Origin of the sequence: Pseudomonas sp. SJZ079 (assembly GCF_007993865.1) — a bacterium.
Taxonomy (GTDB): Bacteria; Pseudomonadota; Gammaproteobacteria; order Pseudomonadales; family Pseudomonadaceae; genus Aquipseudomonas.
This window is the reverse complement of the sequence record NZ_VIUH01000005.1, coordinates 35,664-49,277: the sequence shown is the minus strand read 5'-3', so window position 1 is coordinate 49,277 and position 13,614 is coordinate 35,664. Positions and strand designations below refer to the sequence as shown.

Genomic DNA, 13,614 nt, shown 5'->3' with positions numbered 1-13,614 from the left:
GCTCACTCGACTCGCGCACGTACGTGGATAGGCGCAAAGGCCTCATTCTGCACCAGCTCGACCAGGGATTCCTTGATCAACTCGAGCACCGCCATAAAGGTCACCACCACCCCCAAGCGACCCTCAGCGACAGTAAACAACTCGGCGAAGGGCACAAAGGCACCGCCCTTCAGACGTTCCAGCACCTCGCTCATACGCTCGCGGGTGGACAGCGTCTCGCGAGTTATCTGATGGCTTTCGAACATGTCGGCGCGGCGCAGTACTTCCGCCATCGATACCAGCAACTCTTCCAGGCTGACCGCGGGCAACAGCTTGCGCGCCCGTGCTTCCGGTGCGTCCAGGCGCGGCACGACGTGCTCGCGACCGACCCGGGGCAACTGGTCGATCCCTTCGGCGGCCGCCTTGTAGCGCTCGTATTCCTGCAAGCGGCGGATCAGCTCGGCACGCGGGTCTTCCTCGTCCTCAATAATCTCACTGGAACGCGGCAGCAGCATGCGCGACTTGATCTCGGCCAGCATGGCCGCCATCACCAGGTACTCTGCGGCCAGCTCCAGACGCACGGACTGCATCAATTCGACATAGCCCATGTACTGCCGGGTAATCTCCGCCACCGGGATGTCCAGCACGTCGATATTCTGCTTACGGATCAAATAGAGCAGCAGATCCAGCGGCCCTTCGAAGGCTTCGAGAAACACCTCCAGCGCATCCGGCGGGATATACAAATCGAGCGGCATCTCGGTAACCGCCTGGCCATAGACCAAGGCAAACGGCAGCTCTTGCTGAGCACCGGCCTGATTGTCAACGGCCTCGCTGGGCGGCAAATCGTGCATGCTAAGCCTCTCGTCAGCGGTAATTCAAACCCAAGGCCAGACGCACCTCGGTCAGGGTTTCTCGCGCTTCGGTCCGCGCGCGCTCGGCGCCCTCGGCAAAGATGCGACGCACCAGGTCCGGGTTGTCCTGGTAATCGGCGGCACGCGCCTGCAAGGGTTTCAGCTCCGCCTGCACAGCCGCGATCAAGGGTCCCTTACACTCCAGACAACCGATACCAGCGCTTTTACAGCCCTGCAGCACCCAGTCGCAGGTCTCGGCACTGGAGTACAACTGGTGCATGCGCCACACCGGGCATTGCAACGGATCGCCGGGATCGCTGCGATGAACCCGAGTCGGGTCGGTCGGCATACGCTTGATCTTTTCTTCGACTTCATCGGCACTGTCGCGCAAAAAAATCGTCGCGTGGCTGGGCTTGGACAGTTTGCCGCCATCCTGCGCAAATAGCTTGGGCGACTCGCAGAGCAGCGCTTGCGGTTCGGCCAGCAGCACTTTGCCGACACCGTCCAGATAGCCGAACAAGCGTTCCTTATCGCCCAAGGTGATGTTTTGCCGATCCTTGAGCAAGGCGCGAGCGGTTTCCAGGGCCTCGACGTCGCCCTGCTGCTGAAATGCCTTGCGCAAGCTGTTGTAGAGCGTGGCGGTTTTCTTGCCCAGCTTGAGGATCGCCGCCTCGGCCTTAGCCTCGAAATCCGGCTCGCGGCCGTAGAGGTGGTTAAAACGCCGCGCCACTTCGCGCGCAAACTCGATATGCGGCAACTGATCCGCCCCCACCGGCACCACCCCAGCGCGATACAACAGGATATCCGCCGCCTGCAACAGGGGATAACCGAGCAAGCCATAGGTCGAGAGGTCTTTGCCGTGCGACTGACTTTGCTGCTCTTTATAAGACGGCAGCCGCTCCAACCAACTGAGCGGGCAAATCATCGACAGCAGCACATGCAGCTCGGCATGTTCCGGCACTTGCGACTGGATGAACAAGGTTGCCGAACTCGGGCTGACCCCTGCGGCCAGCCAATCCACGGCCATGTCCATGACATGCTGGGAAATCTGCCCGATTTCATCGTACTCGGTGGCCAGTGCATGCCAGTCGACGATGCAGAAAAAGCATTCGTAGCTGTGCTGCAACTTGACCCAATCCTTTAGCACGCCATGGTAGTGACCCAAGTGGAGAGGGCCACTGGGGCGCATGCCGGAAAGCACGCGGCGCTCAGAATCTGCAAGACTCAAACTGGGTTTCCTAAACGAAGCAACAGGCCGCCAAGTATAGCGACGCACGAAGCCGCAGGGGAAAAACCACGACGGAACCGCACGCGCAACTTATCAGTCAAAGTATCGATGCGGCCAGGCATGGCCTATACATCTGGCACTGCGAGCTGTGTCGCGGCCGATCCGACAACCCCTTGGGAGCATCCTAATGAAATTTCCTAGCAGAAACTTCGCTGCCGCCCTGATGGCAGTTTGTCTGACCAGCACCCTGAGCGCGCCAACCTATGCAGGCATCATCGGCACGCAGGAAACACTTGCCGAACAGAGCTCCCAGGCCAACCGCGACAAGGTCCGCGATTTTCTCAATCGCACCGACGTACAGGAAAAACTGCAGAAAATGGATGTTCCTGCGGACGAGGCGCGCATCCGGGTCGACGCCATGACACCCGCGGAAGCCGCCACCCTCGCCCAGCGAATCGACTCGCTACCGGCCGGCGGTGCGCTCAGTGGCACCGATTTCGTCATCATCCTGCTGGTTGCCATTCTGGTGGCGCTGATCCTCTAGCGCCCCTCGGTGTGCCGCGGTCTCAGCCTTCGCCGAAGGGCTCCGGATCGCCACAGCCGACGCGAATCACCTGCGGCTCATCCGCGGTCAGGTCGACCACGGTGGAGGCCTCCAGGCCGCCGAAGCCACCATCGATGATCAGCTCGACCTGGTGTTCGAGTATTTGCCGCATCTCGTAGGGCTCGCTCATCGGCAGCGTTTCGCCCGGCAGGATCAGGGTGACGCTCATCAGCGGCTCGCCCAATTCCTCCAGCAACGCCAGGGCAATAGGATGACTGGGAACGCGCAAACCAATGGTGCGGCGCTTGGGGTGCAACAACATGCGCGGCACTTCGCGGGTGGCGTTGAGGATGAAGGTGTAAGGCCCAGGCGTATGAGTCTTCAACAAGCGGAAGGCGCCGGTATCGACCTTGGCAAACAGACTCAGCTGCGACAGGTCGCGGCAGACCAGGGTGAAGTTGTGTTTATCCTCCAACTGACGTAACCGGCGGATGCGTTCCAGTGCAGTCTTGTTGCCTATCTGGCAACCCAGCGCATAGGACGAATCAGTCGGGTAAATCACCACGCCACCGGCCCTGATGATTTCCACCGCCTGCTTGATCAGGCGCAGCTGCGGGTTTTCCGGGTGAACCTGGAAAAATTGACTCACGCTAACTCCCTGTTCAGATAGCTGTAGACTGGTGGACATGTTGAAAGCGCGCCCAAAGGGGCGACAGGTCGTCCGGCAACGGGCGGTACATGCCCAGCTCAGACCAGTCACCCGGTGCATGAAAGTCACTGCCGACACTCGCCAGCAGACCAAATTCGCGCGCCAGAATCGCTAACCCGCCAACCTGCTCAGCCGGCTGCATGCCGTTGACGACTTCCAACGCATGGCCGCCTGCCTGGGCAAACCCAGCGATCAATTTGCGCCGCTTACTACGAGTAAAGTCGTACTGCCACGGGTGCGCCAGACTGATCCAGGCACCGGCTTGCCGCAAGGTCTCGACGGCGCTTTCCAGCGTCGGCCAATGCTGTTTGACATCGCCCAGCTTGCCCGAGCCGAGCCACTTGCGAAACGCCTCGGCACGATCCTTGACGTGGCCTGCACGCACCAGAAACTCGGCGAAATGCGGGCGGGCCGGGGCGTTGCCACTATCCCCCAGCTCCTGCTGGATCGCCCGGGCGCCATCCAAAGCACCCGGCATGCCTTTGGCTTCCAGACGCTTGCCGATTTCTGCAGCGCGCAACCAGCGTCCTTCATGCAGTTCGGCAATCGCCTGGCACAAAGCCGGTGCTTCAGGCGCGAAGGCGTAGCCGAGTACATGGATGGTCGCCCCGCCCCAGGTACAGGACAGTTCGATGCCACTGACCAGCTGCATATCCAGCGCACTGGCCGCAGCCTGAGCCTCATCGAGGCCTTCCAGGGTGTCGTGGTCGGTCAGCGCCAGTAACCGCACGCCTCGCTCATACGCTCGCGCAACCACCACGGCGGGAGCGAGGGCACCGTCTGAAGCGGTGCTGTGGCAGTGCAGATCAACAGTCATAGGGACGCGTTCTCGGTCATTTATGTTTGTTATTATGCCGCCACATGCAGTTTCTCGCTGCCGTTACGAGACAATTCCTCGACCTGGCGCGACTTTGCTGCTTTTCTGCACAGCAACTTCACTGGCTCTAGGCGTCGACCCGACGCCTATATAAGGACTGAGATGCTCTACGCCATTATTGCCACCGATGTCGAAAACTCCCTGGAAAACCGCTTGGCTGCTCGCCCTGCCCACCTCGCCCGACTGGAACAACTGAAGACAGAGGGGCGCCTGGTGCTCGCCGGCCCACACCCTGCTGTGGACAGTAGCGACCCAGGCCCAGCGGGCTTCTCCGGCAGCCTGATCGTCGCCGAGTTCGAATCGCTCAACGCCGCCCAACGCTGGGCCGATGCCGACCCGTACCGTGCCGCCGGGGTCTACGCTTCGGTTCAGGTCAAACCGTTCAAGCTGGTGCTGCCTTAACAGGCCGTTGAAAAATGTAGCGAGCGAAGGCTAGGCAAGGCGAAATCCGCCGAAAAAAGTGCAGTGTACGAGCTGGACATGAGCATTTTTAGGCTGATTTCAACGCCGCATAGCCGAGCGCAGTAGTTTTTCAACAGCCTGTTAACTGCGGCCCATGCAAGCTACACATTGCCCCAATAACAACATCCGGTAGGAAATAGGAGTTCCGATGCGCTCAGGTCCGCTGTCATGGGTGTTTACCCTGTTGCTGCTTCCCCTTTACCTGCAAGCGGAAGAAAGCTCGCTGCAACCCTTAGCCGCAAGCACCGAGGCGCAGGCACAAATCGATGCCCTGCAACGACGTCTGGCGGCCAGCGAGCAGCAGCGCCAAGTTCTGGACGCTGAACTGCAAAACAACAATGGCGAGCGCGAGAACGCCCAGTTGCAGCGTCTTCGTCAGGAAAACCAGCGTCTCAAACTGCAACTGAAAAAAAACCAGGCCACAGCGCCTGCCCGCCTGCTCAATGACCAGCAGACCTGGTTCGCCGTCGGCGCAGGGGCCGGGTTGCTGGGCGTGTGTATCGGCGCCATGCTGCGAGGACGTCGCCGTTCACGGCGAGAGTGGATCAACTGAAACCCGCATGAGCTCCCTATTAATAATCGACGACGACGTCGAGCTGTGCGAACTGCTGGTCAACTGGCTGACCCAGGAAGGCTTTCAGGTCAGCGCCTGCCATGATGGCGAGAGTGCCCACCGCGCCCTCGCCCAACAAACACCCGATGCAGTGGTGCTCGACGTGATGCTGCCCGACGGCAGTGGCCTCGAGCTGCTCAAACGGCTGCGCAGCGATCATCCAGAGCTGCCGGTGTTGATGCTGTCCGCCCGCGGTGAGCCGCTCGATCGAATCCTGGGCCTGGAACTCGGCGCCGACGACTACCTGGCCAAACCCTGCGACCCCCGTGAGCTGACCGCTCGACTGCGCGCCGTGCTACGTCGTAGCGGGGCGCCAGCAAGCGTCAGCCAGCTGCAACTCGGCGATCTTTGCTTCAGCCAGGCCCGCGGTGTAGTCACTTTTGGAGATCATGAGGTCCTCCTCACCCTTTCCGAAAGTCGCCTGCTCGAAGCACTGCTACGCCAGCCTGGTGAGCCGGTGGATAAACAGGAACTGGCGCAACTGGCACTGGGCCGTAAATTGACCCTCTATGATCGCAGCCTGGACATGCATGTCAGTAACCTGCGCAAGAAGCTCGGCCCACACCCGGACGGACGGCCGCGCATCCTTGCCCTGCGTAGCCGCGGTTACTACTACAGCGCCTAACTGCTAACGGTTACAGCCTGTCTCGCACAGGCTTTACTCAAGCTTTACCCTTACCTGACGGCCCCTGACCTTGACCGCCCTAGACTGGGCACATCCGGCAACTGGCCGGCCTCGAGACAAGGAGACACCCCATGCGTAAGATTCTCACCGCAGCGCTGCTGACATTGACCCTGCCGACCCTGGCCATGGCCATGCCCGAAGACGGCCCACGCCACGGCGGCGAACACGCAGGCGGCCACCACTGGCGGATGTTCGAACAACTCGACCTGAGCAAAGAGCAGCACCGCGAAATCCGTAAACTGATGGGCGAGCAGCTGAAAAGCCGCCATGAAATTACTCAGCGCTACTTGGAAAAACTGCCGGCCGCCGATCGCACGGCCATGCAGGGCGAGCTGAAAGCCGCCAGAGACAAGCAACACAGCGCCATGCGCGCTCTGCTCAAACCCGAACAGCAAAAGGCCTTCGACGAGCAGCTGAAGAAGATGCAAGAGCGTCACGCCGAGCGTAAAGCGTTCAAGGCCTGGCAGGCCGAACAGGCGAGCAAAGCCGAATAAAACGCAGCAAGCTGCCATTACCCGCCCCATCAGGCCCTTGAGCCTGATGGGTATTGCCGCTGAGAGGAGTCACCGTGCGTTCACTGTTCTGGCGCGTCTTCGCCAGTTTCTGGCTGGCCATCGCCCTGGTTGCCGGGCTGTCCATGTTGCTGGGGCGCGCGCTGAATCAAGACGCCTGGATTCTCAGCCGACATCCCGCCGTAATGGGCTTGGCCGACGCCTGGACGCAGCGCTACGAAACCCAGGGGGCAAGCGCTGCCCAGGCCTTCCTCGAACAACGCAGAAAAGACTTTCGCATCCACGTACAGGTACTCGGCGACAACAGCCAGCCCCTGGTCAAAGGCACCTTTCCACGGCGCGCCGCGGCCTTCGAGGCGCGCCAGGAAAATGATAGGCGGCTTCCCTGGCGGCGCCTGACCGAGGAGTACAGCAGCCCACACAGCGGCGAAACCTACCTGTTCATCTACCGCATTCCGCATCAGGAGCTGATGGCCTGGCAGCGCGGCAGCCTGCTCTGGCCACTCAGCGCACTGGGTATCGCCCTGGTGGTATTGACCCTGCTCAGCCTGCTGCTGACCCTGTCCATCACCCGTCCACTGAGCCGTCTACGCGGCGCCGTCCACGACCTCGGTCAAACCGCCTACCAGCAAAGCAGCCTGGCGCGCCTGGCCAGTCGTCGCGATGAATTTGGCGTGCTGGCCAGCGACTTCAACCGCATGGGGTCGCGCCTGCAAGGGCTGATCGGCAGCCAGCGCCAACTGCTGCGCGATGTCTCCCACGAACTGCGTTCGCCACTGGCGCGGCTGCGTGTTGCCCTGGCACTGGCCGAACGCGCCGGGTCTGGCGAGCGGGAAAAGTTCTGGCCGCGCCTGACCCAGGAATGTGATCGTCTGGAAGCCTTGATCAGCGAGATTCTCGCCCTCGCACGTCTCGATGCCGACCCCGGCGCGGCGCAGCCAATTAACCTCGCAGGCCTCATGCACAAGTTGCAAGAAGACGCGCAGCTCGACGCGCCAGAGCAAAAGATCACCATCAGGGTTGAGCCCGGCGCAAGCCTTTACGGCTGGCCAGACATGCTCGAACGCGCCCTGGAAAACCTGCTGCGCAATGCCTTGCGCTTCAATCCGGCGGGCCAACCGATCGAACTCAGCGCAGGTCGTCAAGCGCACGAGTTGCACTTGAGCGTACGCGATCACGGTCCGGGAGTTGCCAGCGAACACCTGACGCGACTGGGCGAGCCATTTTTTCGTGCTCCGGGACAAAGCACCGCCGGGCACGGGCTGGGCCTGGCCATCGCTCGACGCGCCGCCGAACGCCATGGCGGGCATCTCGCGTTAAGCAACCATCCCGATGGCGGCTTTAGCGCCAGCCTGGTACTGCCGCTGAAGACTCAGAGCACGACGACCTAGGCCGCTCTCAACAGACGCCGCGACAGCGCCAGCCACGTAGCTCAGGTTTACTACGGTCTATCAGCTAGGCCAGGCGCTGACAAAGTCGGTCACCGCCAACTGCTGCGGTGTACGCAATTCGCGCTCGGGCGTTCCCAGGTAGAGCATGGCGACGACCTGCTCATCGCTGGCCAAGCCGAGGCCGGCTGCCACCTGACGGTTATAGGCCAGATCACCAGTGCGCCAAACCGCGCCGATGCCTTGGGCGTGGGCGGCAAGCAGAATGGCATGGGCGGCGCAGCCCGCGGCAATCACCTGTTCCTGGGGCGGGACTTTCGGATGCGCCTGTACCCGCGCTATCACTATCACCAGCAGCGGCGCACGCAACGGCATGGCCCGCGCCTTGGCCAGAGCCTCTTCAGTCACCTCGGCAGAGCCTGCCGCCAACGCTGCGGCCAACAGCTCGCCCAACTGTTCACGCGCCGCCCCCTCGATGGTGAGAAAACGCCAAGGTCTTAGCTGGGCATGATCCGGCGCGCGAAACGCCGCGCGGAACAACAGTTCCCGCTGTGCGGCATCCGGCGCGGGTTCACGCAAACGCGGCGCGGAAACACGGTTGAGCAAGGCATCGAGAGCGTCCATTGGCCACCTCCTGAAGAAAACAAGCGGGAATTCTAGGGCGTGGCGCCCCGAGTTTGGGGAAAACTTGCCGCAGCCTGCTCCTGCCCATCGGCCAAGACGGCCTGAGCAGCGTTATGCCACCCGCTCGGGAGAGATGCTCGGTTGCACCGGCGGCGTCAGGGGCGGTAGGCCGTGGGCGCGACGCGCGTCATCACAACGTGGGTTGTGTTCGCCATTGACCCAGGACGCCTCGAAGTCGCGGCAGGGACTGGGGCGCTGCTCATACATGGTGCAGCGTGTACCCTGCCCCACGTCACCGAGCAAGGCGACGCAGCGCGCCGGTTTTGCCTCGGTGCCGCGCATGGCGACCCGATGCGGGGTAATCAGCACCACCTGATCGTCCGGTACCAACCCGCCGAGCGACTGGCACTCCCCCCAGTAGAAAGACACACGAAAATGCGCGCAGCAGGCGCCGCACGTAAGGCAAGGATTAGCATTCGACATGATTTAGAGGACTCAGAAACCGGCAAGGGCCGGCACCTGGCGGGGTATTCTATGCAGCGCCAAGCGCTTGTAAAGGGTTGATTGATGGCTGGTTAAGCGCCGGGCGCCGCGAGTAGAATGCCCCCCTTTGCTGCCATCAACCCGAGCCCTCCTTTCATGGCCCTGCCGACGCTGCGGATCATCGGTTTCATTCTCGGCATTTTCCTGATCACTCTGGCCGTCAGCATGACGCTACCCATGCTGACCTTGCTGATCTTCGATCACCACGAAGACCTCGACGCCTTTCTCTGGTCATGCCTGGCCAGCGCCGCCGCCGGCTTCGCCCTGATCCTTCCTGGCCGCCCGACCAATGCCCAGCTGCGTCCGCGCGACATGTACCTGTTGACCACTGCCAGTTGGCTGGTGGTCTGTATCTTCGCCGCCCTACCGATGCTGTTGATCCAGCACATCAGCTACACCGACGCCTTCTTCGAGACCATGTCCGGCATCACCACCACCGGCTCCACGGTACTGACCGGGCTGGACGACGTCACCCCGGGGCTGCTGATCTGGCGCTCGATGCTGCAGTGGCTCGGCGGCATCGGTTTTATCGGCATGGCGGTGGCGATTCTGCCGCTGCTGCGCGTCGGCGGCATGCGCCTGTTCCAGACCGAATCCTCCGACTGGGGCGAGAAGGTCATGCCGCGGTCGCATATGGTCGCCAAATACATCCTCTTCATCTATCTGGGTCTTACCCTGCTCGGCAGCCTGGGCTTCTGGCTGGCCGGGATGAGCCCGTTCGATGCCATCAACCATGCCATGGTGTCAATCTCCACCGGCGGCTTCTCCACCTCGGATTCCTCCCTGGCCCACTGGACACAACCCGCCGTGCACTGGGTCGCAGTAGTCATGATGATCCTCGGCAGCCTGCCATTTACCCTGTATGTGGCAAGTTTGCGCGGCCATCGCCAGGCGCTGCTCAAGGACCATCAAGTACGCGGTTTCATCGGCTTTCTGCTGCTGACCTGGCTGGTCTTCGCCACCTGGCTGTGGCTCAACTCCGATTACCGCTGGCTGGATGCCTTGCGCATAGTCGCGGTCAACGTCACCTCGGTGGTGACCACCACCGGCTTTGCCCTGGGCGACTACAGCCAGTGGGGCAGCTTCGCGGTGCTGCTGTTTTTCTACCTGACCTTTATCGGTGGCTGCTCCGGCTCAACGGCCGGCGGCCTGAAAATCTTCCGCTTTCAGGTCGCCTATGTGCTGCTCAAAGCCAGCCTGCAGCAACTGATGCACCCGCGCGCGGTGATCAAGCAGCAGTACAACAACCACAACCTCGACGAAGAAATTGTCCGTTCGCTGACCACCTTCTCGTTCTTTTTCACCATCACCATCGGCATGATCGCCCTCGGCTTGGCACTGATTGGTCTGGACTGGGTCACCGCCCTGACCGCGGCCGCGACCGCCGTGTGCAACGTTGGCCCAGGCCTGGGGCCGGTTATCGGTCCGGCCGGGAACTTCGCCAGCCTGGCCGACCCCGCCAAATGGCTGCTGACCATTGGCATGCTGCTCGGCCGCCTGGAGATCCTCACCGTGCTGGTGCTGACCACTCGGGCCTTTTGGCGGCACTGAAACAGCGTAAATCGGCCTTCTACCCTGTGGTTAGCGGGCAGTTCCTCTTAGAATCACGCCACTAATTTATGGAAGCCGACTAGATGGCCATGCCGACCCTACGAATCATTGCGTTCATCAACGGCATCTTTCTGATTACCCTGGCCATCAGCATGGTCGTGCCGATGCTCACCCTGGTGCTGTTCGAACGCGCCCAAGAGCTGAACGGTTTTCTCTGGTCGAGCCTGTTCACCTTCATCGCGGGCCTCGCCATGGTCCTCCAGGGACGACCGGCGAACACCCAGCTACGCCCACGTGACATGTACATGCTGACGGTCTCGAGCTGGCTGCTGGTCTGCCTGTTCGCCGCCCTGCCCTTCATGCTGTTTCAGCACATGAGCATTGCCGACGCGATTTTCGAGAGCATGTCCGGCATTACCGCCACCGGCGCCACCGTGCTCAGCGGGCTGGACAGCATGTCGCCGGGCATTCTGATCTGGCGCTCGCTGCTGCACTGGCTCGGCGGCATCGGCTTTATCGCCATGGCCGTGGCGATTCTGCCGATGCTGCGTATCGGTGGTATGCGCCTGTTCCAAACCGAATCCTCGGATCGCTCGGAGAAGGTCATGCCACGCTCGCACATGGTCGCCAAGTACATGGTGGCGGCGTATGTCGGGCTCAGCCTGCTCGGCGTCCTGGCATTCTGGGCGGCGGGCATGGGCCTCTTCGACTCGATCAACCACACCATGTCGGCCATCGCTACCGGCGGGTTTTCCACCTCGGACCGCTCCATCGGCAACTGGCCTCAACCAGCGGTGCATTGGGTGGCGGTGCTGCTGATGATTCTCGGCAGCCTGCCGTTCGTGCTCTATGTATCGATGATGCGTGGCAACTACCTGGCGCTGTTTCGTGACCAGCAGGTGCACGGCTTTCTCATCATCTTGCTGGGCACCTGGCTGGCGCTCGGCACCTGGTACAACCTGACCACCGAACTGCACTGGCTGGAAGCCGTGCGCCACGTGGCGGTGAACACCACCTCGATCATGACCACCACCGGTTTCGCGCTGGGCGACTACACCCTCTGGGGCGGCTTCTCCGGAATGCTGTTCTTCTACCTGGGTTTCATCGGCGGCTGCTCCGGCTCGACCGCCGGCGGCTTGAAGATTTTCCGCTTCCAGGTGGCCTACATCCTGCTCAAGGCCAACCTGCAGCAACTGGTCCATCCGCGCGCGGTGATCAAGCAACAGTACAACCGCCACCGCCTGGACGAAGATATCGTCCGCTCGATCCTGACCTTTTCGTTCTTCTTCACCATCACCATCGCCTTCCTCGCACTGGCCCTGACCCTCTGCGGCCTGGACTGGATCACCGCGCTGAGCGGAGCCGCCAGCACGGTGTCCGGCGTAGGCCCGGGGATGGGGCCGATCATCGGTCCGGCCGGCAACTTCGCCAGCCTGCCGGACGTCGCCAAGTGGCTACTGACCCTGGGCATGCTGCTCGGGCGCCTGGAGATTCTGACCGTACTGGTGCTGCTGATGCCGGCCTTCTGGCGGCATTGACGCTATCGCCCCGGCCTGCCGTCTATAACCGCGCGCGGTACTCGCCTGGGGTGATGCCGAACCAACGGCGGAACGCGCGGAAGAAATTGCTCGGATCGGCGAAGCCCAATAAATAAGCGACTTCCAGCAGGGCCAGGTTGGGCTGAGCCAGGTACTGCTCGGCCAGCTCTCGCCGGGTGTCATCAAGCAGTTGCTGGAAGCTAGTGCCCTCTTCCTGCAAGCGCCGCTGCAGGGTGCGCTGCGACAGGTGCAGAGCCTGCGCCACCGTCTCGCGCTTGGGCTCACCCTGCGGCAGCAACCGGCACAGCACCTGCCGGGCCAGGTGAGTCACGCGGCTTTCCGAGAATCGCGCGAGGTATTCGCCGGCGAAGCGATCATGCAACTGCGCCAGCGCCTCGTTAGCCGTCGGCAGCGGCATTTCCATATCGGCCCGATCGAATAGCAGCGCGTAGTGCGCGGCATTGAACTTCAGCGGCGCCTGGAACACCTGTTGAAAGGGTTGCAGATCGGCCGGTGGTTCGCCTTGCAGGAGAATCTGTTGCGGGCGCAGCGGTTTTCCGGTCATCCATCGGCAGAATGCCAGGGCATAAGCCAGCGATGCCTCGGCGCTCTGCCGCGCGGGCGGTAGACGATCGCCATGGATCGCCAGAATCAGCTCGTAGCCATGTGGCGTGCTGCGAAAACTCAGGTCGGCGCCCTCGGCGATGATCCGCTGATAACGCACCAGACGAGTCAGGCCTTCCTTCAGCGTGCGGCTGGACATCAGCGCATAACCCACCACATGGAAGGAGGCCGGGCGCACCACTTTGGCCATGTTCAAGCCAATCGCCGGATTGCCCGACTGCGCCACCGCGCGCTGCCACAGCCGGGTCATGCCATCCTGTGGGAAGCGCGCATCCGGGTCTTCCAAGGCGGCGTATTCCAGGCCCAGCTCGGCGAAGATCATGCGGCAGTCGACGCCGCCCATTTCCAGTGCCTGGACAATCCCCAAAGCCCAATTCGACGAGGTGGTTCGTTCGCTCATGGCGTTTTCTTATTCGAGTCAGCGGAGGGCCGCAATACGCGGCCTGGCGACGAAGGATACTAAACTGGCACTTAATGTCACTGGCCCAGCAGGACACTCGGCCTAGACTGGTCACAACCGCCAGCCACTCATTACCGGAGGTGCGCCATGGCCACTCGGACCAGTGCCCGCTACACCAGCTTCGCCGAGTTCTACCCTTATTACCTGCAGGAACACAGTAACGCCACCTGTCGCCGCCTGCATTACGCCGGCAGTCTGCTGGTACTGGGCATCTTCGCCTACGCCCTGCTCAGTCAACAGTGGCTGTGGTTACTGGCGATCCCGCTGGCCGGCTATGGCTTTGCCTGGGTCGGCCACTTCGTCTTCGAGAAAAACCGCCCGGCCACCTTCCAGTACCCGTTGTATTCGCTGATGGGCGACTGGGTGATGCTCAAGGATGCCCTGACCGGGCGCATCAAGTTCTGACCCGACAGCCAGCAGAGGACA

The 13,614-nt window shown here is 62.0% G+C and carries 16 protein-coding genes; 9 read left to right on the top strand and 7 right to left on the bottom strand.

Features of this window, described 5'->3' with window-relative positions; all coding sequences use genetic code 11:
• Positions 1-2 precede the first annotated feature (2 nt).
• Positions 3-701, bottom strand: a complete 699-nt coding sequence (locus FBY03_RS06950; protein WP_178090587.1) for a ScpA family protein — start codon at positions 699-701, stop codon at positions 3-5.
• A 142-nt stretch (positions 702-843) separates the two neighbouring features.
• A complete protein-coding gene (locus tag FBY03_RS06945; RefSeq protein ID WP_147171470.1) occupies positions 844-2,058 on the bottom strand; it encodes a tryptophan--tRNA ligase in 1,215 nt (404 codons plus the stop codon).
• A 187-nt stretch (positions 2,059-2,245) separates the two neighbouring features.
• On the opposite strand from FBY03_RS06945, the gene FBY03_RS06940 reads away from it, so the two are divergent.
• On the top strand, positions 2,246-2,602 hold the full coding sequence (locus FBY03_RS06940) for a PA2779 family protein (protein ID WP_147171469.1): 357 nt from the start codon (positions 2,246-2,248) through the stop codon (positions 2,600-2,602).
• 22 nt (positions 2,603-2,624) lie between these two features.
• Here the strand turns inward: FBY03_RS06940 and FBY03_RS06935 are convergent, their stop codons facing one another.
• The gene (locus FBY03_RS06935) at positions 2,625-3,251 is read right to left on the bottom strand and encodes an L-threonylcarbamoyladenylate synthase (protein ID WP_147171468.1); all 627 of its coding nucleotides are present in this window, start codon (positions 3,249-3,251) and stop codon (positions 2,625-2,627) included.
• 13 nt (positions 3,252-3,264) lie between these two features.
• Complete coding sequence (locus FBY03_RS06930; RefSeq protein ID WP_147171467.1) at positions 3,265-4,128, bottom strand: PHP domain-containing protein; 864 nt, start codon at positions 4,126-4,128, stop codon at positions 3,265-3,267.
• Positions 4,129-4,290: 162 nt separating this feature from the next.
• Between FBY03_RS06930 and FBY03_RS06925 the strand changes: the two genes are divergently transcribed.
• From FBY03_RS06925 to FBY03_RS06905, 5 genes are all read left to right on the top strand, one after another.
• Positions 4,291-4,590, top strand: a complete 300-nt coding sequence (locus tag FBY03_RS06925; RefSeq protein WP_147171466.1) for a YciI family protein — start codon at positions 4,291-4,293, stop codon at positions 4,588-4,590.
• Positions 4,591-4,798: 208 nt separating this feature from the next.
• Positions 4,799-5,203, top strand: a complete 405-nt coding sequence (locus FBY03_RS06920) for a translation initiation factor 2 (RefSeq protein ID WP_147171465.1) — start codon at positions 4,799-4,801, stop codon at positions 5,201-5,203.
• Between the two features lie 7 nt (positions 5,204-5,210).
• Positions 5,211-5,888 (top strand): response regulator transcription factor, encoded by a 678-nt coding sequence (locus FBY03_RS06915; RefSeq protein ID WP_147171464.1) that lies wholly within the window; start codon positions 5,211-5,213, stop codon positions 5,886-5,888.
• 131 nt (positions 5,889-6,019) lie between these two features.
• Positions 6,020-6,442, top strand: coding sequence for a Spy/CpxP family protein refolding chaperone (locus tag FBY03_RS06910; RefSeq protein WP_147171463.1), 423 nt, complete (start codon positions 6,020-6,022; stop codon positions 6,440-6,442).
• A 74-nt stretch (positions 6,443-6,516) separates the two neighbouring features.
• Positions 6,517-7,851, top strand: a complete 1,335-nt coding sequence (locus FBY03_RS06905) for a HAMP domain-containing sensor histidine kinase (protein ID WP_147171462.1) — start codon at positions 6,517-6,519, stop codon at positions 7,849-7,851.
• Between the two features lie 60 nt (positions 7,852-7,911).
• Here FBY03_RS06905 and FBY03_RS06900 read toward each other — a convergent pair whose 3' ends face one another.
• Together FBY03_RS06900 and FBY03_RS06895 are read right to left on the bottom strand one after the other, a co-directional pair.
• Positions 7,912-8,472 (bottom strand): nitroreductase family protein, encoded by a 561-nt coding sequence (locus tag FBY03_RS06900; protein ID WP_147171461.1) that lies wholly within the window; start codon positions 8,470-8,472, stop codon positions 7,912-7,914.
• 111 nt (positions 8,473-8,583) lie between these two features.
• Positions 8,584-8,955, bottom strand: a complete 372-nt coding sequence (locus tag FBY03_RS06895) for a YkgJ family cysteine cluster protein (protein ID WP_147171460.1) — start codon at positions 8,953-8,955, stop codon at positions 8,584-8,586.
• A gap of 156 nt (positions 8,956-9,111) precedes the next feature.
• Here FBY03_RS06895 and FBY03_RS06890 point away from each other — a divergent pair, with 156 nt between their 5' ends.
• Together FBY03_RS06890 and FBY03_RS06885 are read left to right on the top strand one after the other, a co-directional pair.
• Positions 9,112-10,566: a TrkH family potassium uptake protein gene (locus tag FBY03_RS06890; protein WP_147171459.1), complete on the top strand. Its 1,455-nt coding sequence runs from the start codon at positions 9,112-9,114 to the stop codon at positions 10,564-10,566.
• Positions 10,567-10,649: 83 nt separating this feature from the next.
• Complete coding sequence (locus tag FBY03_RS06885) at positions 10,650-12,104, top strand: TrkH family potassium uptake protein (protein WP_147171458.1); 1,455 nt, start codon at positions 10,650-10,652, stop codon at positions 12,102-12,104.
• A 22-nt stretch (positions 12,105-12,126) separates the two neighbouring features.
• On the opposite strand, the gene FBY03_RS06880 is transcribed toward FBY03_RS06885, so the two are convergent.
• A complete protein-coding gene (locus FBY03_RS06880; RefSeq protein WP_147171457.1) occupies positions 12,127-13,128 on the bottom strand; it encodes an AraC family transcriptional regulator in 1,002 nt (333 codons plus the stop codon).
• Between the two features lie 147 nt (positions 13,129-13,275).
• Here FBY03_RS06880 and FBY03_RS06875 point away from each other — a divergent pair, with 147 nt between their 5' ends.
• Positions 13,276-13,593, top strand: a complete 318-nt coding sequence (locus FBY03_RS06875) for an Mpo1-like protein (protein WP_147171456.1) — start codon at positions 13,276-13,278, stop codon at positions 13,591-13,593.
• Positions 13,594-13,614: the final 21 nt, after the last annotated feature.

What these genes read in the sequence shown, in the direction of transcription:
- FBY03_RS06915 (WP_147171464.1), top strand. Translation starts at nt 5,211, where the DNA reads ATGAGCTCCCTATTAATAATCGACGACGACGTCGAGCTGTGCGAACTG.
- FBY03_RS06890 (WP_147171459.1), top strand. Translation starts at nt 9,112, where the DNA reads ATGGCCCTGCCGACGCTGCGGATCATCGGTTTCATTCTCGGCATTTTC.
- FBY03_RS06895 (WP_147171460.1), bottom strand. Translation starts at nt 8,955, where the DNA reads ATGTCGAATGCTAATCCTTGCCTTACGTGCGGCGCCTGCTGCGCGCAT.
- FBY03_RS06940 (WP_147171469.1), top strand. Translation starts at nt 2,246, where the DNA reads ATGAAATTTCCTAGCAGAAACTTCGCTGCCGCCCTGATGGCAGTTTGT.
- FBY03_RS06880 (WP_147171457.1), bottom strand. Translation starts at nt 13,128, where the DNA reads ATGAGCGAACGAACCACCTCGTCGAATTGGGCTTTGGGGATTGTCCAG.
- FBY03_RS06930 (WP_147171467.1), bottom strand. Translation starts at nt 4,128, where the DNA reads ATGACTGTTGATCTGCACTGCCACAGCACCGCTTCAGACGGTGCCCTC.
- FBY03_RS06875 (WP_147171456.1), top strand. Translation starts at nt 13,276, where the DNA reads ATGGCCACTCGGACCAGTGCCCGCTACACCAGCTTCGCCGAGTTCTAC.
- FBY03_RS06920 (WP_147171465.1), top strand. Translation starts at nt 4,799, where the DNA reads ATGCGCTCAGGTCCGCTGTCATGGGTGTTTACCCTGTTGCTGCTTCCC.
- FBY03_RS06910 (WP_147171463.1), top strand. Translation starts at nt 6,020, where the DNA reads ATGCGTAAGATTCTCACCGCAGCGCTGCTGACATTGACCCTGCCGACC.
- FBY03_RS06925 (WP_147171466.1), top strand. Translation starts at nt 4,291, where the DNA reads ATGCTCTACGCCATTATTGCCACCGATGTCGAAAACTCCCTGGAAAAC.
- FBY03_RS06885 (WP_147171458.1), top strand. Translation starts at nt 10,650, where the DNA reads ATGGCCATGCCGACCCTACGAATCATTGCGTTCATCAACGGCATCTTT.
- FBY03_RS06900 (WP_147171461.1), bottom strand. Translation starts at nt 8,472, where the DNA reads ATGGACGCTCTCGATGCCTTGCTCAACCGTGTTTCCGCGCCGCGTTTG.